Origin of the sequence: Citrobacter sp. Marseille-Q6884 (assembly GCF_945906775.1) — a bacterium.
GTDB lineage: Bacteria > Pseudomonadota > Gammaproteobacteria > Enterobacterales > Enterobacteriaceae > Citrobacter.
In genome coordinates, this window is the sequence record NZ_CAMDRE010000001.1 from 1,933,805 (window position 1) to 1,954,325 (window position 20,521).

Consider the following 20,521-nt stretch of genomic DNA (forward strand, 5'->3'; position numbering starts at 1 on the left):
CCCTTAACGATGACGTAATTCACGGTGTTCAGCACGGCCGCCAGATGGCTGACGTGATGGCTGGTTGCGAGCTATCTGTCGGCTCTGGGCTCCTCGCTGCTGTTGCGACTGCCAACTGCCTGAACGGCTGTCGTTACCACTCAGCGCATTGGCGCGCGGCTGACTGGTTCGCTGTTGAATGTTGCGCTGTTGGACATTGCGTTGCTGCGTGGGTTGCGAAACCCGTTTCTCCTGTCGCTGGGTAGCGACCTGGCGATTCTCTCGTTGCTGAGTGTTAGCCCGTTTTGCCGTTTGCGGTTTGGTATCGTAACCGCGGTAGTTGTTACGCTGGGAAATTTGCTTCAACTGTTGATTCGATGCCTGACGTTGGGCGTCTTTCGTTCCCGTACGTGCCGTCTGCGGGAATGTTTTCCCCGTCGATTTCTCCATTTGGTTCATGGCTGCCTGACGCTGGCTATCACGGTTGACCGGTCTTTGTTGCTGGGTTGAACTTAATCCCGTCGCCGTATTCGTGGAGTGGAAGCGATTGTTGAGCTGGTTATTGGGGTACGGCACACCCTCACGGTAGGCCGGGTTATGCTGCCAGGTACGGTTGGCGTCCGTCAGGCGTTGCCCGCTGATTTTATTGAAGTTATCAACGTTGATATTGATGTTGTTATCACCGTTGCGGTTATAACCGCCATGGTTATCCCAGTCATCATTATGATGGTGGTCCCAGTCGTCGTCATCATCATCCCAGTCGATGTTACTGAAGATGGCATACGTTGTGGCGACACCCAGGCTGAAGCCTAAACCGTTCACGAAGCTGCTACCAAACTGCTCGCCAGGGGTAGGGGGCAGATAGGTTGGCGGATAGGCGGTGTTGGGCCAGGTACCGTACACCGTATTCGGGTTATAGGTGGGGACGTACACCACCTGCGGATCGGCGGATTCAATCTTGATAACTGTTGGACTTGTTGTGGCGGTTGTAGCGGTCGTAGTGGTGGAACTTGTCGTCGAGCCGCTGGTAACGGTTTTAGCCGGCGCCGCTTTTGCCACGGTGGTGACGGTCTGTTGCGGTGTTGATTGCAACGCTCCGGTTTGCTGCGCCAGTACACGCAGGCGTTGAACGGAATCCATAACGTCTTTCGGTTGTGCGAGGAAAGCATCACCCAGGCTTTGTACCCACGGCGGGTTCTCCCCCATCAGCGACATCAACTGAGGAAAGGCAACCAGTGATTTCACGCTGGGATCCCAGGGTTGGCTGGCAACGGCCTGAATAGCGGGATCACCCTGCATTTTGGGATTGTCTTTTGACCACTGCGCGGCCTGAATGACGTTGGCCGGGTAGGTCGATGCCATCAAAATTTGCGACAACAGCGAGTCCGGGTAGAGCGCGATAGGCGCAACCCACTGATCGATTTGTGCTGCCGTGTACGTTGGCGCAGGTGCAGGTGCAGGCGCCGGTTGGTCGGCCGGTGCTGGGGCTGCTACGGGAGCGGGCGCCGGTGTTGACGGTTGTTGTGCGATGGGGGCCGGAGCGGCAGGCTCCGTTGCGCGAATTTTAACGAACATCACGCCAGAGGCGGCAAACAGCCCGGCACTGCACAAAAGGACAAGCAGATGTGGCTTAAAGGGCAACTTCATAAAATGACTCCAACGAGACAAGCGCTGTGCCGTGAGGCGTTTCTGTTGCCGCGAGTATTATTCACCCGTGTTTGACAGTTTTGACTTTTATTGGGGATTCACCCGCCAGGTCTGGGAAAAGAGTGTGAACATTTATTACACAATTATATCTGATGGCTGAAAAGCCGCTGGAATATTCAGAGTGTCGCGCTTGCACATCGGGGCGGTATCGCGGTTTTTTGCGCGCGAATTTTGCGCTTTCTTGCCGCTATACCATTCTTAACGATTCAGCCAATTTTTTATGTTACTTTTTTGTAAACAGATTAACACGTAAAGAAATTCCTGTTATTGTGCCTTATGCGGTACCGGGCATTTACCCTACAAACTGCTGTCTCACAGGAGCGTGAAGAGAATCGCCTACCGCATATGACAATGAGAGCGAGGAGATACCGTCGTGCTAGAAGAATACCGTAAGCACGTAGCTGAGCGTGCCGCCCTTGGGATTGTGCCAAAACCTTTAGACGCAACCCAAATGGCCGCACTTGTCGAGCTGCTGAAGACCCCGCCTGTGGGCGAAGAAGAATTCCTGTTAGACCTGTTGATCAACCGCGTTCCTCCTGGCGTAGATGAAGCCGCTTATGTCAAAGCCGGTTTTCTTGCCGCCGTCGCGAAAGGCGACACAACCTCCCCGCTGGTGACGCCAGAAAAAGCCATTGAACTGCTGGGTACCATGCAGGGTGGTTACAACATTCATCCGCTGATTGACGCGCTGGACGATGCGAAACTGGCGCCGATTGCTGCCAAAGCGCTCTCTTCAACGCTGCTGATGTTTGATAACTTCTACGACGTAGAAGAGAAAGCCAAAGCTGGCAACGAATATGCGAAGCAGGTGATGCAGTCCTGGGCCGATGCCGAATGGTTCCTGAGCCGTCCTGCGCTTGCTGAAAAAATTACCGTGACCGTCTTCAAAGTGACGGGCGAAACGAATACCGATGATCTGTCTCCGGCACCGGACGCATGGTCTCGCCCGGATATCCCGCTGCATGCGCTGGCGATGTTGAAAAACGCCCGTGAAGGTATTGAGCCGGATCAGCCGGGTGCGGTGGGTCCGATCAAACAGATCGAGCGGCTTTCGCAAAAAGGTTACCCGCTGGCTTACGTGGGTGACGTTGTGGGTACCGGTTCTTCCCGTAAATCCGCAACGAACTCCGTCCTGTGGTTCATGGGCGATGATATTCCTCATGTGCCAAACAAGCGCGGCGGCGGCCTGTGTCTGGGTGGCAAAATTGCGCCTATCTTCTTCAACACCATGGAAGATGCGGGCGCTCTGCCAATTGAAGTGGACGTAACCAACCTGAATATGGGCGACGTGATTGACGTTTACCCGTTCAAAGGCGAAGTGCGCAACCACGAAACCGGTGAACTGCTGGCAAGCTTTGAGCTGAAAACCGATGTATTGATCGACGAAGTGCGTGCCGGTGGCCGTATTCCGCTGATTATCGGTCGTGGCCTGACCACCAAAGCGCGTGAAGCGCTGGGCCTGCCGCACAGTGACGTATTCCGCCAGGCGAAAGACGTGGCGGAAAGCAACCGTGGCTTCTCGCTTGCGCAGAAAATGGTTGGCCGCGCGTGTGGCGTGAAAGGCATTCGTCCGGGGGCGTATTGCGAACCGAAGATGACTTCCGTTGGTTCTCAGGATACCACCGGTCCGATGACCCGTGATGAGCTGAAAGACCTGGCGTGCCTGGGCTTCTCGGCTGACCTGGTGATGCAGTCATTCTGCCATACCGCTGCTTATCCGAAGCCGGTGGACGTGACCACACACCACACGCTGCCAGACTTTATTATGAACCGTGGCGGCGTATCGCTGCGTCCGGGCGATGGCGTTATCCACTCCTGGCTGAACCGCATGCTGCTGCCTGATACCGTTGGTACAGGTGGTGACTCCCATACCCGTTTCCCAATCGGTATCTCTTTCCCGGCTGGGTCTGGTCTGGTGGCGTTTGCGGCCGCAACCGGCGTGATGCCGCTGGATATGCCGGAATCCGTTCTGGTACGTTTCAAAGGTAAAATGCAACCGGGCATCACCCTGCGCGACCTGGTGCACGCGATCCCGCTGTACGCCATCAAACAGGGTCTGCTGACCGTTGAGAAGAAAGGCAAGAAGAACATCTTCTCTGGCCGTATCCTGGAAATCGAAGGTCTGCCGGATCTGAAAGTCGAGCAGGCGTTCGAACTGACCGATGCTTCTGCTGAACGTTCTGCTGCCGGTTGTACGATCAAGCTGAACAAAGAGCCAATCGTTGAATACCTGAGCTCTAACATTGTTCTGCTGAAGTGGATGATCGCGGAAGGGTACGGCGATCGTCGTACGCTGGAACGTCGTATTCAGGGCATGGAAAAATGGCTGGCTGACCCGCAACTGCTGGAAGCCGATGCTGACGCAGAATACGCGGCAGTGATCGACATCGATCTGGCGGAGATCAAAGAGCCTATTCTGTGTGCGCCGAACGATCCTGACGATGCACGTCTGCTGTCTGACGTTCAGGGTGAGAAGATTGACGAAGTATTCATCGGTTCCTGCATGACCAACATCGGTCACTTCCGTGCTGCGGGTAAACTGCTGGATGCGCACAAAGGCCAACTGCCGACCCGTCTGTGGGTGGCGCCGCCAACCCGTATGGATGCCGCGCAACTGACTGAAGAGGGCTATTATAGCGTCTTTGGTAAGAGCGGTGCGCGTATCGAGATCCCGGGCTGTTCACTGTGCATGGGTAACCAGGCGCGTGTGGCTGACGGTGCGACGGTCGTTTCTACTTCTACCCGTAACTTCCCGAACCGTTTAGGTACGGGCGCTAACGTCTACCTGGCTTCTGCGGAGCTGGCGGCGGTTGCGGCGCTTATCGGTAAGTTACCGACGGCAGAAGAGTATCAGACCTATGTGGCGCAGGTGGATAAAACGGCTGTGGATACTTACCGCTATCTGAACTTTGACCAGCTTTCTCAGTACACCGAAAAAGCGGATAGCGTGATTTTCCAGACCGCAGTGTAATGCACTAACCGTTTTGCCTAAAAACGCATCAATGCCCGAGGAAGCTGACTTCTCCGGGCATTTTTATTTCCATTCCTTATACCCGTCCCGCTTTTTTTCTGCCGCACTGCTGCGATAATTACAGCAAGGCGCAATGCGGTATTGGCGCATTGCCGGGAGCAGAGGAAGACGATTATGGATTACGAATTTCTGCGCGATATTACCGGAGTGGTAAAAGTGCGTATGTCCATGGGCCACGAGGTGGTGGGGCACTGGTTTAATGAAGAAGTGAAAGAGAACCTGGCCTTGCTGGATGAAGTGGAACAGGCAGCGCGTGCGGTAAAGGGTAGTGAACGCTCCTGGCAGCGGGCAGGACACGAGTACACGCTCTGGCTGGACGGTGAAGAAGTTATGGTACGTGCCAACCAGCTTGAATTCACGGGCGATGAAATGGAAGAAGGCATGAATTATTACGATGAAGAGAGTTTGTCGCTGTGCGGCGTAGAGGACTTTCTTCAGGTGGTCGCGGCCTACCGCGAATTTGTACAACAGGGTTAAGCAATCTTATCCGATCTACGCAAGTGAAGGTTACCCGTAGGTCGGATAAGGCACTGAGCCGCCATCCGGCGCATCGATGATTATTTGACGTAAGCCAGCAGACTTAGCGAGTCGCGCGCCAGCGCTTTGCATTTTTTCGCGACCGGAATACCAATGCCGCTCAAATCGCGATAGCTGTCTTCACCGAGTGATTTCATATCGAAGGTGTCGTAATTACTGAGGTCCCACTGGTTCTGTTGAGCAAAAAAGACCAGTGCGCGACGGATCTGCCCGTTGGGCAAATTCTGGTATCCGCAATCATTTTTCAGAAAGACAAAAACTGCCGTTAAATCGGCCATATCTTCGGCTTCGGACTCGCTAAGCGCGTAGCTGTTTGCGCATACGGCCATCAGGCTGCCGAATAACACTGTTCTGAAAAACGTCTTCATTGTTTCTACCACTACATTACGGAAATTAAACGTTAGCACACTGTGAGCGAAGCGACGACCTTTATTATTTGTCGTTGACTTGACCTTCCTGTAAGGGGAGGGCTTATGCTTAAAAGATCGCCTGCTTAAGCTGCTGAATATAAGGAAATGATTATGCAACGTCGTGACTTTTTAAAATACTCCGTAGCGCTGGGGGTTGCGTCAGCTTTACCTCTGTGGAGCCGTACTGTTTTTGCGGCCGAACGCCCTGCATTGCCCATTCCAGACCTGTTAACTGCGGATGCTTCCAGTCGCATTCAACTGATCGTTAATGCCGGAAAATCGACCTTTGCGGGGAAAACGGCGACGACCTGGGGATATAACGGTGATTTGCTCGGGCCTGCGGTGAAACTGAACAAAGGTCAATCGGTGACGGTGGATATCCATAACCAGCTTGCTGAAGAGACCACGCTGCACTGGCACGGGCTGGAGATACCCGGCGAAGTCGATGGCGGGCCACAGGGGATTATTCCTGCGGGCGGTAAACGTTCTGTGACCTTCACCCCGGAGCAACGGGCTGCAACCTGTTGGTTCCATCCACATCAACACGGAAAAACCGGTCGTCAGGTGGCGATGGGATTGGCTGGGCTGGTGTTGATTGAAGACGATGACATTCGCAAACTGATGCTGCCCAAGCAATGGGGTATTGACGATGTTCCGGTCATTATTCAGGACAAACAATTTTCCGCGGACGGACAGATCAACTATCAACTGGACGTGATGACCGCTGCGGTCGGTTGGTTTGGCGACACATTGCTGACCAACGGTGCCATTTATCCGCAGCATGCCGCACCGCGTGGCTGGTTGCGTCTGCGGCTGCTGAATGGCTGTAACGCTCGCTCACTGAACGTGGCGGCCAGCGACAACCGTCCCCTGTATGTGATTGCCAGCGATGGCGGGCTGCTGCCTGAGCCCGTTAAAGTGACGGAACTGCCGATGTTGATGGGCGAGCGCTTTGAAGTGCTGGTGGATATCAGCGACGGTAAAGCTTTTGATCTGCTGACCTTGCCCGTGAGTCAGATGGGAATGGCGGTTGTGCCATTTGATAAACCGCATCCGGTGATGCGTATTCAGCCATTGATCATTACGGCGTCGGGAGCGTTGCCGGATACGTTGACAACAATGCCTTCACTGCCTTCGCTGGATGGCCTGACGGTGCGCAATCTGCAGCTGTCGATGGACCCTATGCTCGACATGATGGGGATGCGCATGTTGATGCAGAAGTATGGCGACCAGGCCATGACAGGGATGGGGATGGGGCATATGGATGGCGGCAGCATGAATCATGGCAACATGAGCCACGGCAATATGAATCATGGCAGTATGAATCACGGCGACATGAGCAATATGAAACACGGCGGGACGTTTGATTTCCATAATGCCAACCGGATTAATGGCCAGGCATTTGACATGAACAAGCCGATGTTTGCCGCGACGAAAGGTCAGCATGAACGCTGGGTCATTTCCGGGCAAGGCGACATGATGCTGCACCCGTTCCATATACACGGTACGCAGTTTCGTATTTTGTCTGAGAATGGAAAAGCACCCGTCGCGCACCGTGCGGGATGGAAAGATACAGTGCGTGTAGAAGGGGGCGTTAGCGAAGTGCTGGTGAAGTTTGACCACGACGCGCCAAAAGAGCATGCCTACATGGCGCACTGCCATCTGTTAGAGCATGAAGACACCGGAATGATGCTCGGATTTACCGTGTAATCGCTGAATTGCCGGATGGGATGCCCCTCCGGCGCTTAACTTACCGACAATCCTGTTAACTATCAGAGGAACGTGGCTTCTTTACTGGTATACTTCCCTCACTGAATTGTTTGTATGCTGTCGCAAGTTTTGTGGTTAGTGCGAGCCACCGTCTGTCTGTCGGTGTATCAATATAAGCGCTTTCTTTCGATTTGCATGATGTGTCAACTGATAAAAATCAGTGAGTTATAGAGTTTATGAAACATACTGTAGAAGTCATGATCCCGGAAGCGGAGATCAAAGCGCGTATTGCTGAGCTGGGACGTCAGATTAACGAGCGTTACAAGGACAGCGGCAGCGACATGGTGCTGGTAGGGCTGTTACGCGGCTCATTTATGTTTATGGCGGATCTGTGTCGTGAAGTGCACGTCCCCCACGAAGTAGATTTCATGACCGCCTCCAGCTACGGCAGCGGTATGTCCACCACGCGCGATGTTAAAATCCTCAAAGATCTGGATGAAGACATTCGCGGCAAAGATGTGTTGATCGTGGAAGACATTATCGACTCCGGCAATACGCTGTCCAAAGTGCGTGAAATCCTGAGCCTGCGCGAACCGAAATCCCTGGCGATCTGTACGCTGCTGGACAAACCGACCCGTCGCGAAGTTGATGTTCCGGTCGAGTTTGTCGGGTTCTCTATTCCAGATGAGTTTGTGGTGGGTTACGGCATCGACTACGCTCAGCGTTATCGCCATCTGCCGTATGTTGGCAAAGTTGTGCTGCTGGACGAGTAATTCTGTGGACGTGCCTGATGGCACGTTGCTTATCCGGCCTGCACGGTAAAAGCCTGTAGGCCGGGTAAGGCGTCGTCGCCGCCCGGCAGTATCACGTTATTTATGGTTACTGTGTTTCTGGCTCAGGTTAGACAGCCCCTGCCGATAGCGTTGTTCCAGCGTCTCACGGCTGGTGGCAGTGACCTCCAGATCGCGAAGCAGGCCATCATGAATACCGTAGGCCCATCCGTGAATCGTGACTTTCTGACCACGCTTCCAGGCTGAGCGCATAATGGTTGAGTGGCCCAGGTTGTATACCTGCTCCATAACATTCAGTTCGCACAGCGTATCAATACGACGCTCCGGCGGCATCTCACCCAGTAGAGAACTGTGTTTAAACCAGATATCGCGGATATGCAGCAACCAGTTATCAATCAGCCCCAGTTCTGTATTTTCAATCGCAGCCTGTACACCGCCGCATCCATAGTGACCGCATATAATAATGTGTTCCACTTCCAGTACATCAACCGCATACTGAACCACAGAGAGGCAGTTCAAATCGGTATGAATAACCAGATTGGCGACATTACGGTGAACAAATAATTCGCCCGGTTCAAGACCGGTTAAACGTTCCGCAGGAACGCGGCTATCGGAGCATCCAATCCAGAGAAAGCGCGGATTCTGTGCTTGCGCCAGTGTTCCAAAAAATCCGGGGTCCTCTTCTACCAGCATCTTTGACCATAGTGCATTGTTGCTGATGAGTGTATCTATGTCTTTCATGGAGATTTACGACCCGATGCCAGATAAATGCGATGGGCTAATATAGGGTAACTCCGGGATTAATTAAACTATATATAAAATGTCAGAACGTAAGGTAAGTAAAAAACCATGACTATTGCTCTGGAACTTCAACAACTTAAAAAAACCTATCCCGGTGGCGTTCAGGCGCTGCGCGGCATAGATTTGCAAGTCGAAGCAGGGGATTTTTATGCGCTTTTAGGCCCCAATGGCGCAGGGAAATCCACCACTATCGGGATTATCAGTTCGCTGGTGAATAAAACCTCCGGGAAGGTCAGCGTCTTCGGATACGATCTTGAAAAAGATACGGTCAATGCTAAACGCCAACTCGGACTGGTGCCGCAGGAATTTAACTTTAACCCGTTTGAAACCGTGCAGCAGATCGTGGTGAACCAGGCGGGTTACTACGGCGTTGAACATAAAGAGGCGGTAAAGCGCAGCGAAATCTATTTAAAGCAGCTCGATCTGTGGGAAAAGCGTAATGAACGTGCGCGCATGCTCTCCGGTGGGATGAAACGCCGCCTGATGATTGCCCGCGCCCTGATGCATGAACCAAAACTGCTGATCCTTGATGAGCCTACCGCCGGGGTGGATATTGAACTGCGTCGTTCAATGTGGGGCTTTTTAAAGGATTTGAACGACAAAGGCACGACGATCATTCTGACGACGCACTATCTCGAAGAGGCGGAAATGCTGTGCCGCAATATCGGCATTATTCAGCACGGCGAGCTGGTGGAAAACACGTCGATGAAAAACCTGCTCTCCAAACTGAAATCGGAGACTTTTATTCTCGATCTGGCGGCGAAAAGTCCGCTGCCCAAACTGGAAGGGTATCAATACCGTCTGGTTGATACCTCGACGCTGGAAGTGGAAGTTCTGCGTGAGCAAGGGGTGAACAGTGTGTTCTCGCAGCTCAGCGCGCAGGGGATACAGGTATTGAGTATGCGTAACAAAGCGAACCGACTGGAAGAGCTCTTTGTGTCTCTGGTTCATGAAAAACAAGGAGATCGCGCATGATGCAGCTTTACTGGGTCGCGCTGAAAAGCATCTGGGCGAAAGAGATCCACCGCTTTATGCGTATCTGGGTTCAGACGCTGGTTCCCCCGGTCATTACCATGACGCTCTATTTTATTATCTTTGGTAATTTGATCGGCTCGCGTATCGGTGAAATGCACGGTTTTAGCTACATGCAATTCATCGTGCCGGGGCTGATTATGATGGCGGTCATCACCAACTCCTACGCTAACGTGGCGTCGTCATTCTTTAGCGCCAAGTTTCAACGTAACATTGAAGAACTGCTGGTCGCACCGGTGCCGACGCACGTGATCATCACCGGGTTTGTTGGCGGCGGCGTGGCGCGCGGTCTGTGCGTAGGGATTCTGGTGACAGCAATTTCGCTGTTCTTCGTCCCGTTCCAGGTGCATTCATGGGTGTTTGTGGCGCTTACGCTGGTCCTGACAGCCATTCTGTTTTCGCTGGCGGGTTTGCTGAATGCAGTGTTTGCCAAAACCTTTGACGATATCAGCCTGATCCCAACCTTCGTGCTGACGCCGCTCACCTATCTGGGCGGGGTTTTCTATTCGTTAACGCTGCTGCCGCCATTCTGGCAGGGTCTGTCGCACCTCAACCCGATTGTTTACATGATCAGCGGATTCCGGTACGGCTTCCTGGGCATCCACGATGTTCCGCTGGTCACTACGTTTGGTGTGCTGGTGGTCTTTATCGCCGTGTTTTATTTATTGTGCTGGTATCTGATTCAGCGTGGACGCGGGCTTCGCAGCTAATTCTTTCTTCCTCTCCCTTATCAGGAGAGGAAGACTTTTGATGCCTGTCACCGTTAGATATTTATCACACTGATAAACTACTTGCCTGCTAAGGAGGTGGGCAATGTTAGGTTGGGTAATTACCTGTCACGACGATAATGCACAGGATATGCTGCATCGTCTGGAAGAAAAGCACGGTCCGCTGGCGCAATGCCGGGCGGTGAGTTTTTGGCGTGGTCTAAGTTCAAATATGTTAAGCCGCATGATGTGCGATGCACTGCATTCGACTGACTCGGGTGACGGCGTGATATTCCTGACGGATATCCCCGGTGCAGCGCCTTATCGTGTCGCGTCGTTAATGAGCCATAAGCATTCCCAGTGTGAAGTGATTTCCGGTGTGAGTTATTCATTGCTGGAGAAAATGCTTTTATCGCGGGAGTCGTTGAGCAGTTCCGCGTTTCGCGATCGGATCGTGACGCTTGGCGGACCTGATGTTTCGAGCCTCTGGCATCAACAACAGAAAAACCCTGCCTTTGTGTTGCTGCATGATTTGTATGAGTATTAAGCATTGGTATTGATCGTGCTTTTGCTACAATAGCCGGGGTTTCTCGCCTCGGTTATTACTCATGGTTATGCGCGCTCTGCTTGTCTTGTTGCTTTTTATTTCTGCTAGCGTTGTTGCGGCTTTGCCAGCCCGCTATATGCAAACGACGGAGTCTGCGGCTGTTTGGGCGCAGATAGGCAACAAAATGGTAACGGTCGGGAATATTCGCGCAGGTCAGATCCTCGCCGTAGAGCCCATTGCGGCTGACTACTACGAATTTACCTTTGGTCTGGGTACCGGGTTTATTGATAAGGGACACCTGGAGCCGGTGCAGGGGCGACAAAAAGTTGACGATGGCCTGGGTGATCTCAACAAACCCCTGAGCAACCAGAACCTGATAACCTGGAAAGATACGCCCGTTTATAACGCCCCGGATGTCGGTAGCGCGCCGTTTGGCATGCTGGCGGACAATCTGCGCTATCCCATTATCAGTAAGCTGAAAGACCGGCTCAATCAGACCTGGTTTCAGATCCGCATTGGCGGCAGGCTGGCGTATATCAGTGCGCTGGATGCGCAGGAAGACCACGGCATCCCGGTGTTGACCTACCATCATATTCTGCGCGATGAAGAGAACACCCGGTTTCGGCACACATCAACGACGACCTCCGTGCGTGCGTTCAGTAACCAGATGGCCTGGCTACGCGACCGTGGCTACACCACGTTGACGATGTATCAACTGGAAGGCTACCTACGCAATAATATGAATCTCCCCGCGCGCGCGGTGGTGCTGACATTCGATGATGGTCTGAAATCGGTCAGCCGCTACGCTTATCCGGTTCTCAAGCAGTATGGGATGAAAGCGACGGCGTTTATTATCTCGTCGCGTATCAAGCGCCATCCGCAGAAGTGGGACCCGAAATCGCTACAGTTTATGAGCATCTCTGAACTGAATGAGATCAGAGACGTCTTTGATTTCCAGTCGCATACCCATTTTTTACATCGGGTTGATGGTAATCATCGGCCGATCCTGCTTAGCCGCAACTATCACAATATTCTGTTTGATTTTGCGCGCTCACGTCGGGCGCTTGCGCAGTTTAATCCGCATGTTCTTTACCTTTCGTATCCGTTTGGCGGCTACAACGCCACGGCGGTAAAAGCGGCCAATGACGCAGGCTTCCACATGGCAGTGACCACTGTGCGAGGGAAAGTGAAACCGGGGGATAATCCGTTCTTATTGAAAAGGCTTTATATTTTAAGAACGGATTCGCTGGAGGCGATGTCGCGGCTGATCAGCAATCAGCCGCAGGGATAGTGGCAATTATGCAACCTGTACCGGAATCGCCTTCGCGGTACGCTTCATTTCATTGTCGCCTTCAAAATAGGCCACTTTCGGTCGCCATGTACGGGCTTCTTCATCAGACATGGTGACGAAGCTGGCGATAATCACAATGTCGCCAACAGCCGCACAATGCGCAGCCGCGCCGTTCACCGAGATGATTTTGGAGCCGCGTTCAGCCGCAATCGCATAGGTCGAGAAACGTTTACCATTGGTCACGTTCCAGATATCAATGGCTTCGTTTTCAAGGATCCCGGAAGCATCAAGGAAATCCTGATCAATGGCGCAGGAACCTTCATAATGCAGGTCCGCCTGCGTGACTTTTACGCGGTGGAGCTTGCCTTGCAGCATTGTGCGAATCATAACTTCTATACCCTGTCGTTTACCGTAGCTAAGCAGGCATGAATGTCTGCTTTGAGAAATTTCTTAGGCAGTATTGCCCTATTTTTAACCCCTGTCTACTGGGCTAATGTAACGCTTTGATTATCGATTAGACGTGCCTGACCCAGCCAGGCGGCGACAAGAATGACCGCGCGTTTGCTGGTTTCGGTCAGCTCAAGCAGCGTGTCAGCGTCGCGAATCTGAATGTCGTCGGCTCGGAAGCCTTTTTCATTCAGCTCTTGTTCTGCCAGCGCGATAATCTCTTCCTGATCACGGTTACCCGCCTTCAGCTTTTCAGCGATACCATTCATGACTTTGCTCAGGCCTGGGGCAATTTTTCGCTGTTCTGCTGTCAGATAACCATTGCGCGAACTCAGGGCTAAGCCGTCTTTGGCGCGAATAATAGGGACGCCGACGATCTCGATGTCATAGCCCATATCTGCCACCATTTTGCGGATCAGCGCAAGCTGCTGGAAATCCTTCTCGCCAAAGCAGGCGATATCCGGCTGGATCAGATTGAACAGTTTGCTGACGATGGTGGCGACACCGCGAAAATGCCCAGGGCGGCTGGCGCCTTCCAGCATGGTAGACAACCCAGGAACCTCTACGTAGGTTTGGGTTTCGGTACCCTGCGGGTAGATATCCTGCATTGTAGGGGCGAAGACATAATCGACTTTGCGCTTGTTCAACTTCTCGCAGTCTTCCTGCAGCGTGCGCGGATAACGCACCAGATCGTCCGGTCGGTCAAATTGCATCGGGTTAACAAAAATACTGACCACCACGACATCTGCCCGGGCCCTGGCTTCATCGACCAGCTTCATATGGCCGTCGTGCAGGTTACCCATGGTAGGAACCAGCGCAACACGTTTGCCTTCCTGACGCAGTCTACGAATATGCTGGCGTAGCAGCGGCAGGGTTTCGATAATTAACACGACGTGACTCCTTTAGTTGTCTGATAAGCATGACGCCATCGGGGACGTTACCGGATGGCGCAGATGCCTTATCTGGCCGGGATAACGGTTAACGTTAGCCTCAGCCGACAAAATATTAATGGAAACTGTGTTCTTCACCCGGATAAACGCCGGATTCAACTTCAGCAATATACTGCCGCACTGCAGCGCGCATGTCGCCTGCTTCATTGAGGAAATTTTTCGCAAATTTCGGGATATGACCACCAGTAATACCGAACGCGTCATGCATCACCAGGATTTGGCCATCGGTGACATTCCCTGCGCCAATACCGATCACCGGAATTGACAGTGCCTCGGTCACGCGTTTTGCCAGTTCAACGGGCACGCATTCCAGCACCAGCAGTTGAGCGCCAGCGGCCTCTAACGCCAGCGCATCGTCGAGCAGGATTTGACCGGCATCACCGCGACCCTGAATTTTATAGCCGCCAAAAATGTTAACGGACTGCGGGGTTAATCCCAGATGACCGCAAACCGGTACAGCGCGGTCGGTGAGCATTTTCACCGTATCAACCAGCCATGCGCCGCCTTCGATTTTGACCATATTCGCGCCTGCGCGCATCACGACAGCGGCATTTTCAAATGCCTGCTCTGGTGTGGCATAGGCCATAAACGGCAGGTCGGAGAGCAGCAGACAGTTGGGGGCGCCACGGCGTACGGCGCGCGTGTGGTAAGCGATGTCTTCGACGGTGACGGGCAGGGTGGAATCGTGGCCTTGCACGGTCATCCCCAGCGAGTCGCCGACCAGCATCACATGGATACCTTCATCGGCAAAGAGTCTGGCGAAGCTATAGTCATAAGCCGTAATGGTGGCAAAGCGCTTCTTTTCCTGTTTGCATTTCTGCAACAGCGAGATTGTGGTTGGTTTCATCATAACCCCTGTGGCCAAAACGTTAATCAGTGTAATTCGGCTATTGTAGGGGATGAGTGTGGATTACGTTAGTGCTTTATGGCGGCAACCGATGGCGGTTACCGCCGACTGAATAGGTTAAGGATAGGTGATTGAAAACACGCCAGTCGCCTTAAAATTACCCGGCTCAATAGCGCCGCCATCGGGTTTGAGCTGAGCGGAAAAATTCAGGGTTTGAGAGGTTGATTCATTGTAATAGGAGGGGGTATAAAACATGGGAAACTGAGAGAGGGTTTCAACCTCATAATCCCGGTAGACTGAAGTGGCCATATTGGGCTGCAGCACCATTTTGGGCGAAAGAGTGGTACTTTCACCGGTGATCTGAACGCCAAAACCCGCCGCACTACCGTTTGTACCTTCATAAATATTGCCCAGCAGCATTTCATTGTGACTGTCCACCAAGGGTGTGGAGAGTCTGACCTCAATATTTTTAATTCCCATACAGGAACTCAGATTAATGGAGAACGGAATTTCCTTCGTATCATTTTTTAATTCAGGAATGGTATAGGTACCCAGATCAAGTGTATTTCCGGACGCGCTGCTTAAAATACTAAAACAGGTAGGATAGGAAATGTGAATCCCATTTGTTGAGAGACTAATACCTATACTCCCTCCTTCTTCCTCATTCTGAATAGTAAAGTAACCATTACCACTTTCATTAGGAGCTAACAAAATTTCGGGGGCAGCAGTTATGCTCCCAGTATCAGGGAGAATCAACGTACTATCGGTATAAAATTCAATTTCAACGCTCAGGGTAAACCCCCCCATATAGGCGCCACCCGTACCGCATGGATAAGAATTACTGTTTACCTTTGTCGTCACATCGGAAGTCAGGAAAAAAGTACTATTGGTGAATGTGGTATAAGCACCAGCGAAATTTTTTATCTGCAACGTGTAATACAAACCCTGTATGGATGTTTTATATAAGGTGGCATTGGGGTTGCCGGGGGCTGAACCAAACGTCACCATATTGCTACCGGGGCGGATGTGAAAGGTTAGTTTATCACTGCCGCCAACATCTTTATCGCACCAGATCCCGCCGCCATGTGGTGCGGTATCTATATTGTCAAAGAGAAAAATAACATTGCTGCTTTTTAATATCGGAGAGCGATTAATGATGAGTGCACTGTCAGCGCTACGACCTGTAGGTGTGGTTGAGGTTGAAGACACCATGGTTGCCTTGCCATAATAATCCCGTGATGTTCCCGCTGCATATTGCATTGACGCGAAAACAGGAATGGATGTCACTCCGGTACATAATAAAATTAATATTTTAAATAACTTAATCATAATACACATCCACGACAATATTGGTGGTGAACTGTCCGGGTTTGACATCGCCAGTCCCTGTTTTCTGAAAACGGGTATAAAAGGTATAGGTACTGCTTTCTAACTGTTCTGGCGTTATCGCAAAGTTTGCCTGGGATTGGCCATTCTGATCCCAAACGTTCACCACGGTGCCGTTGTTTTCAACAGCGCTAATAATGACGCCCACATTTGTGGCGGCATTAATTGATGCCGCAGCCTCGTTGGGGAAAATCTGCATCGACCCGGGTGCAAACTGCCCGCTGAGCGGGCGGAAATTCATATGTAACTGCGTTACGCGTGTATCTGCGCCGACACCACAGTCATGGAGGCTGATGGTGAAGGTTTTTCCGCCTCCCTGATACATATCCGGCGTTGATGGTGTTGCGCCACCAAAATAACCCACCCCAACGGTCCCGAGTGCGATGACACCATTGTTGCTGATGGTTGTCTGGCATGTGCTGTTAAGGATCGTGGCGGACATATCGACGTTGAGATCTGACGCGCGAGCCGCTTGCTGGCAGAGAGCTGTCAGGGCAAAAAGAAGAGATGGCAGACACATCATGAATGTTTTATTCATATCGGTCTTTTACTTGTAGGCCACCACAAACGTGGCTTTTGAAGTAAATACGCCTGCGGTGACATCCTGAATCGTACGACCCGGCTCAACGGCCATACGCGCAGTTAAGGGAACGATCACTTTCGCATTCCCGGAGGCCTGTGAGACATCCTGGCTGAAGACGTTTTGCTGGGTGCAGTTAAATTGGGTGCCGCCAGCATCCGGTGTTCCGGTCCAGACCTCGACCGACGTTGCTTTCGCGCCATCCGCGGTGGTGTTAGCAAAGTTGGCGCCAGGTGTGGTCCCGGCGCAGGTTCCATTAGGTACCAGCGTAATATCTGCCTTGTTATCCTGCAGCCCCGCACAGTTTGTAATCGCCATTTCGAAATTCTGGATTTTCGATTTATTGCTCAATTCGGGTTTGTAGACGTCGCCAAAAGCGACGGTGGTCAGCCCCGTGCCGGCGGTCGTTTGCAACGTCGCCATACAGGTTCCCACTTCGACGGTCGTCTGAATATCCAGCGTTAAAGGATTTTTATCATCACTGGCGGATGCCGTATTTGTCACGATCGACAGTGCGCAGAGAAGGGAAATAGCGAAAGCGGTATTTTTCATCATAGCGTTCCTTGCTTATTCGTAGCTGAAACTAAACGTGGCGGTTGCCTTGAAATCACCAATCTTTCCCTGACCCGGTATTGATTCGCGCAAGGCCGCCGTCAGATCCAGTCCGTTTGCGATTTCATCTGCAGTCCATATGATTTGTCCATCCTGGTTGATCTCAAACATATCGCTGCCGGTCGCTGATTTTCTGAAAAATCCCACGCCAATATTTTGTGTATATCCACTGCCTGTGGCTGTTGGCTCGATAAGCATTGTCGTGGTTGATGGTGTTTTACCGGCTATCTTGCTGCTGATTTTGCTGAGCCCGACGGTGCAATTTGAGGCGACTATCCTGAAATTAGCGCTGGCTTCGGTATCTCCGTTCACAATTTTATCCAACCCGATCTTTCCACCGGTTCCCAGCGTTAACGTCTGATGCGTATCAGAGCCTGCGCCCCCAGTAATTTTCATGGAACAGGTCGATTCTTTGATCGTTGCGGTAAAATCGATACTGATATTATCCTTTGCCGTTGTCGGGAGGGTAAAAAGCAGCAGTATTATTGTCAGAGCAGAACGCGTCATCGTGGTAAATTCCTTTTCGAGGCGCTACTTTATGGGCGCACAAATTAAGTTATCCAGATAGAGAGTTTTATTCAGCATGGTTGGGTTATCAGGCAATTGGTAATGAATCAGACATGACTGATTCGGTTGCGATCCCCACGACACTTTCAGCGTGCCGTTATTTTCGAAACCACGAATATAGGCCTGTCCACCTTGACCAAAATTCCCAATCATATGATTGCGCATATCGTAAACATCGGCCCCCAGCGGGATGGAGATATCTCCCTGGGATTTAACGGTTAATATGGCTGAGCGCTCTTCGTTGGTTTCAAAATTCACCAATGTTATGGCGCCGTAATGTGGCACGCTGGTTCCACTGGTGCTGAGAAGCTCCACATCATTTTCCATGGTGGAGATATCAAGGGTGATGTTATTTTCACGATACGGCGACAGGGTGTTGGATACGGCGTAGCCCCAGCGATCAACGGTGCTGGCGCTGGCGTTCAGTCGGGCGCCTTTCGCGCCAGGCGCTTTGACCAGCACGACAGTGTCTGTGTCATTGATGGTGTCGTTAGTGAACGTCAGCCCACCGGAATGGAGCACAAAGCTGCCGTCGGTATTTAATGACAGCTGGCGAGTGTTATCCGATGATTGTGATGCGCTGGCAGACCAGGTGCCGTAATGACTCTCATAACTACTGAAGACGCCGATACTTTCTGTTTCGGCACCCTGCCCGGAACTGTACGCGGTATTCACATTGTAATTAATTTTGTTATCGGCACTGTTACCGCTGGTACTGGCATTTAACGTACTTCCTCCTTTTAAATCTGAACCGTAGGAGGCATTAATGGTGTTAAATCCCGACTGAGGATGCTGATCATTCGACCATAGATTGAGCGGAATGCTGACGCTGAGATAGAGGCTGTCATCGCTATTATTATTTTCATCATAGCTGCGCTGTAAGTTGATACTGTAACTTCCCCACCATGCGGAATTACTGTAACCGACGGCATAGTCTCTCTGAGTGTAATCAGACTCCCAATAATCACGCCAGCTGAGGTTCATATACAATGAACCATAGTTTTCTTGTTTAAATTTCAATGGCTGGCTAACGCTTAGCGTAACTTGATTTTTAGTACGCGAATAGTTGTCCATGCTGTAACGTTCGCCATCATTATTAATCTTGTTTTCTTTAACATTAGTGATGAGGGTTAACGCATCATTCAGACCTAAATAGTTTTGCGTAGAATAACGATAGGCAGCAATATTGATCGAGGTATCGGTTTCATTTAAAAGCTTGCTGTAAGACAGACGATAACTTTCGCCAGCGTAGGTTTTATCATCAGGAATTTTTGCCTGTGAATGCGTAATATCGAATGAAAACGCACCGGCCTCTGTATTCATCCCTACGCCAAACAAGCCCGCCAGATAATGGTTATCGGTGACTTGTAGCCCCGTGTAACCCGTGAACATATTGTTCAGACCACGGTAGTAGGTTCCCTGGACTATTTTGGGTTTGTTACGGTAGGTATCCTGGTTGATTTCCCCTGCGCTGAGATCCCAGCGGGAAGTGCCGGGGCGCAGCAATTGCACAACGGATGAAAACGGGACGCTGAATGTATGTGTGCTGCCATCGGCTTCGGTGACCGTAACGACCAGATCGCTCCCGTACCCTGATGGGCTTAAGTCATCAATAGCAAACGGACCTGGCGCGACGGTTGACTCATAGATTTTATAACCATCCTGGGTGATAGTGACTTTTGCATTGCTATTCGCCATGCCGCGCACGACGGGCGCATAGCCGGTAAGCATCGGAGGTAACATGCGATCATCGCTGTAAAAGCGCACGCCACGTAAATTCACCGAATCGAAAGTTTCTCCTGTGGTATTGCTTTCTCCTAACCGTAACTGCGAGTGCAGCATGGGGATATCATGTTGTACATAGCGATCCTGATACTCAATCTGTGTTGCGCCCTGATCGTTGTTCCAGTTCATATTGCCACGGGCGCGGAAATGCCATCCCAACAGGTTTAACCCGGCGTTGAGACCAGCATATAGGGAGTCGTTTGACGTACTTCCACTCTCAGTGTGATAAGCATTGGCATTGTAGGAAAGCATGCCAGCATTGATACCTTCATCCCATAAAGCGGGATCGACGTAGTTATCGTACTGTTTTACCAGCCAGATTTGTGGGATGCTCATATCCAGACGTTGATCGCCGCTGCTATAGGTCATCGCGGATTGCGGATAAAGCGTCTCAATATTCAGACAGTTTTGTTCTGCTTCGCGATTGTCGTCTTTCTTCGTAAGCAGATATGCTTCGTTATCTACATTCTCGGGGATTTTTAAATTTAACTGGGAAAGCGTTTTGACGGTTAAGCATGGCGCAGCAGAGTGTTTATTGACGTCAACAAAATCAATAATAAGGTTCGTAACTAACTTATTATTAATATAGATGGTGGTTTTGTACTGCCCTACAGGTGTCGGGTTGCCTTGCTTATAACGCGATAAATCTAAATGGCTGGCATGTTCGCCCACCAAAAAAGTGCTGTCAAACTCCACACTTTCCGTGGCAAACAGAGCCTGTACAGGCGAAAGACTTCCGATCATTGCGATAATACAATGAAGGTACAAGTGCCTGCACGTAGGGGATTTTCCCGTAAGCATTGA

Annotated in this window: 19 protein-coding genes; 8 read left to right on the forward strand and 11 right to left on the reverse strand. The window is 51.4% G+C overall.

Annotation, left to right across the window (positions count from 1 at the left end):
* Positions 1 to 3: 3 nt before the first annotated feature.
* The gene (locus tag N7268_RS09150; RefSeq protein ID WP_260862600.1) at positions 4 to 1,626 is read right to left on the reverse strand and encodes a DUF3300 domain-containing protein; all 1,623 of its coding nucleotides are present in this window, start codon (positions 1,624 to 1,626) and stop codon (positions 4 to 6) included.
* A gap of 433 nt (positions 1,627 to 2,059) precedes the next feature.
* Here N7268_RS09150 and acnB point away from each other — a divergent pair, with 433 nt between their 5' ends.
* Together acnB and yacL are read left to right on the forward strand one after the other, a co-directional pair.
* Positions 2,060 to 4,657, forward strand: coding sequence for a bifunctional aconitate hydratase 2/2-methylisocitrate dehydratase (gene acnB / locus N7268_RS09155; protein ID WP_260862601.1), 2,598 nt, complete (start codon positions 2,060 to 2,062; stop codon positions 4,655 to 4,657).
* Between the two features lie 174 nt (positions 4,658 to 4,831).
* Positions 4,832 to 5,194, forward strand: a complete 363-nt coding sequence (gene yacL / locus N7268_RS09160) for a protein YacL (RefSeq protein WP_260862603.1) — start codon at positions 4,832 to 4,834, stop codon at positions 5,192 to 5,194.
* 80 nt (positions 5,195 to 5,274) lie between these two features.
* Here the strand turns inward: yacL and N7268_RS09165 are convergent, their stop codons facing one another.
* Positions 5,275 to 5,622, reverse strand: coding sequence for a YacC family pilotin-like protein (locus tag N7268_RS09165; protein WP_000846617.1), 348 nt, complete (start codon positions 5,620 to 5,622; stop codon positions 5,275 to 5,277).
* 153 nt (positions 5,623 to 5,775) lie between these two features.
* On the opposite strand from N7268_RS09165, the gene cueO reads away from it, so the two are divergent.
* Together cueO and hpt are read left to right on the forward strand one after the other, a co-directional pair.
* Positions 5,776 to 7,374, forward strand: coding sequence for a multicopper oxidase CueO (gene cueO, locus N7268_RS09170; protein ID WP_260862605.1), 1,599 nt, complete (start codon positions 5,776 to 5,778; stop codon positions 7,372 to 7,374).
* A 236-nt stretch (positions 7,375 to 7,610) separates the two neighbouring features.
* The gene (gene hpt / locus N7268_RS09175; protein WP_260862606.1) at positions 7,611 to 8,147 is read left to right on the forward strand and encodes a hypoxanthine phosphoribosyltransferase; all 537 of its coding nucleotides are present in this window, start codon (positions 7,611 to 7,613) and stop codon (positions 8,145 to 8,147) included.
* 96 nt (positions 8,148 to 8,243) lie between these two features.
* On the opposite strand, the gene can is transcribed toward hpt, so the two are convergent.
* Positions 8,244 to 8,906 (reverse strand): carbonate dehydratase, encoded by a 663-nt coding sequence (gene can / locus N7268_RS09180; RefSeq protein WP_260862608.1) that lies wholly within the window; start codon positions 8,904 to 8,906, stop codon positions 8,244 to 8,246.
* Positions 8,907 to 9,014: 108 nt separating this feature from the next.
* Between can and N7268_RS09185 the strand changes: the two genes are divergently transcribed.
* From N7268_RS09185 to N7268_RS09200, 4 genes are all read left to right on the forward strand, one after another.
* Positions 9,015 to 9,941 carry an ABC transporter ATP-binding protein gene (locus N7268_RS09185; protein ID WP_260862609.1) on the forward strand — a complete coding sequence of 309 codons (927 nt, stop codon included), beginning with the start codon at positions 9,015 to 9,017 and terminating at the stop codon, positions 9,939 to 9,941.
* Complete coding sequence (locus tag N7268_RS09190; protein WP_260862611.1) at positions 9,938 to 10,708, forward strand: ABC transporter permease; 771 nt, start codon at positions 9,938 to 9,940, stop codon at positions 10,706 to 10,708. The genes N7268_RS09185 and N7268_RS09190 overlap by 4 nt, the downstream gene beginning before the upstream one ends.
* A 103-nt stretch (positions 10,709 to 10,811) precedes the next feature.
* Complete coding sequence (locus tag N7268_RS09195) at positions 10,812 to 11,252, forward strand: PTS sugar transporter subunit IIA (RefSeq protein WP_260862613.1); 441 nt, start codon at positions 10,812 to 10,814, stop codon at positions 11,250 to 11,252.
* 61 nt (positions 11,253 to 11,313) lie between these two features.
* Complete coding sequence (locus N7268_RS09200; RefSeq protein ID WP_260862614.1) at positions 11,314 to 12,543, forward strand: polysaccharide deacetylase family protein; 1,230 nt, start codon at positions 11,314 to 11,316, stop codon at positions 12,541 to 12,543.
* A 6-nt stretch (positions 12,544 to 12,549) separates the two neighbouring features.
* Here N7268_RS09200 and panD read toward each other — a convergent pair whose 3' ends face one another.
* The 8 genes from panD to N7268_RS09240 all read right to left on the reverse strand — a co-directional run bounded on the left by panD (position 12,550) and on the right by N7268_RS09240 (position 20,518).
* On the reverse strand, positions 12,550 to 12,930 hold the full coding sequence (panD, locus tag N7268_RS09205) for an aspartate 1-decarboxylase (protein ID WP_198906432.1): 381 nt from the start codon (positions 12,928 to 12,930) through the stop codon (positions 12,550 to 12,552).
* A 95-nt stretch (positions 12,931 to 13,025) separates the two neighbouring features.
* Positions 13,026 to 13,880, reverse strand: a complete 855-nt coding sequence (gene panC / locus N7268_RS09210) for a pantoate--beta-alanine ligase (RefSeq protein ID WP_260862616.1) — start codon at positions 13,878 to 13,880, stop codon at positions 13,026 to 13,028.
* Positions 13,881 to 13,995: 115 nt separating this feature from the next.
* A complete protein-coding gene (panB, locus tag N7268_RS09215; RefSeq protein WP_198906807.1) occupies positions 13,996 to 14,787 on the reverse strand; it encodes a 3-methyl-2-oxobutanoate hydroxymethyltransferase in 792 nt (263 codons plus the stop codon).
* Between the two features lie 117 nt (positions 14,788 to 14,904).
* Positions 14,905 to 16,116 (reverse strand): fimbrial protein, encoded by a 1,212-nt coding sequence (locus N7268_RS09220; protein WP_260862619.1) that lies wholly within the window; start codon positions 16,114 to 16,116, stop codon positions 14,905 to 14,907.
* Entirely contained in the window at positions 16,109 to 16,711 is a 603-nt protein-coding gene (locus N7268_RS09225) for a fimbrial-like protein (protein ID WP_260862620.1), read from the reverse strand. The genes N7268_RS09220 and N7268_RS09225 overlap by 8 nt, the downstream gene beginning before the upstream one ends.
* A gap of 9 nt (positions 16,712 to 16,720) precedes the next feature.
* Complete coding sequence (locus tag N7268_RS09230) at positions 16,721 to 17,305, reverse strand: fimbrial protein StaE (RefSeq protein WP_260862621.1); 585 nt, start codon at positions 17,303 to 17,305, stop codon at positions 16,721 to 16,723.
* A gap of 15 nt (positions 17,306 to 17,320) precedes the next feature.
* A complete protein-coding gene (locus tag N7268_RS09235) occupies positions 17,321 to 17,872 on the reverse strand; it encodes a fimbrial protein (RefSeq protein ID WP_260862623.1) in 552 nt (183 codons plus the stop codon).
* A 24-nt stretch (positions 17,873 to 17,896) separates the two neighbouring features.
* Positions 17,897 to 20,518 (reverse strand): outer membrane usher protein, encoded by a 2,622-nt coding sequence (locus N7268_RS09240; RefSeq protein WP_260862624.1) that lies wholly within the window; start codon positions 20,516 to 20,518, stop codon positions 17,897 to 17,899.
* Between the last annotated feature and the right edge of the window lie 3 nt (positions 20,519 to 20,521).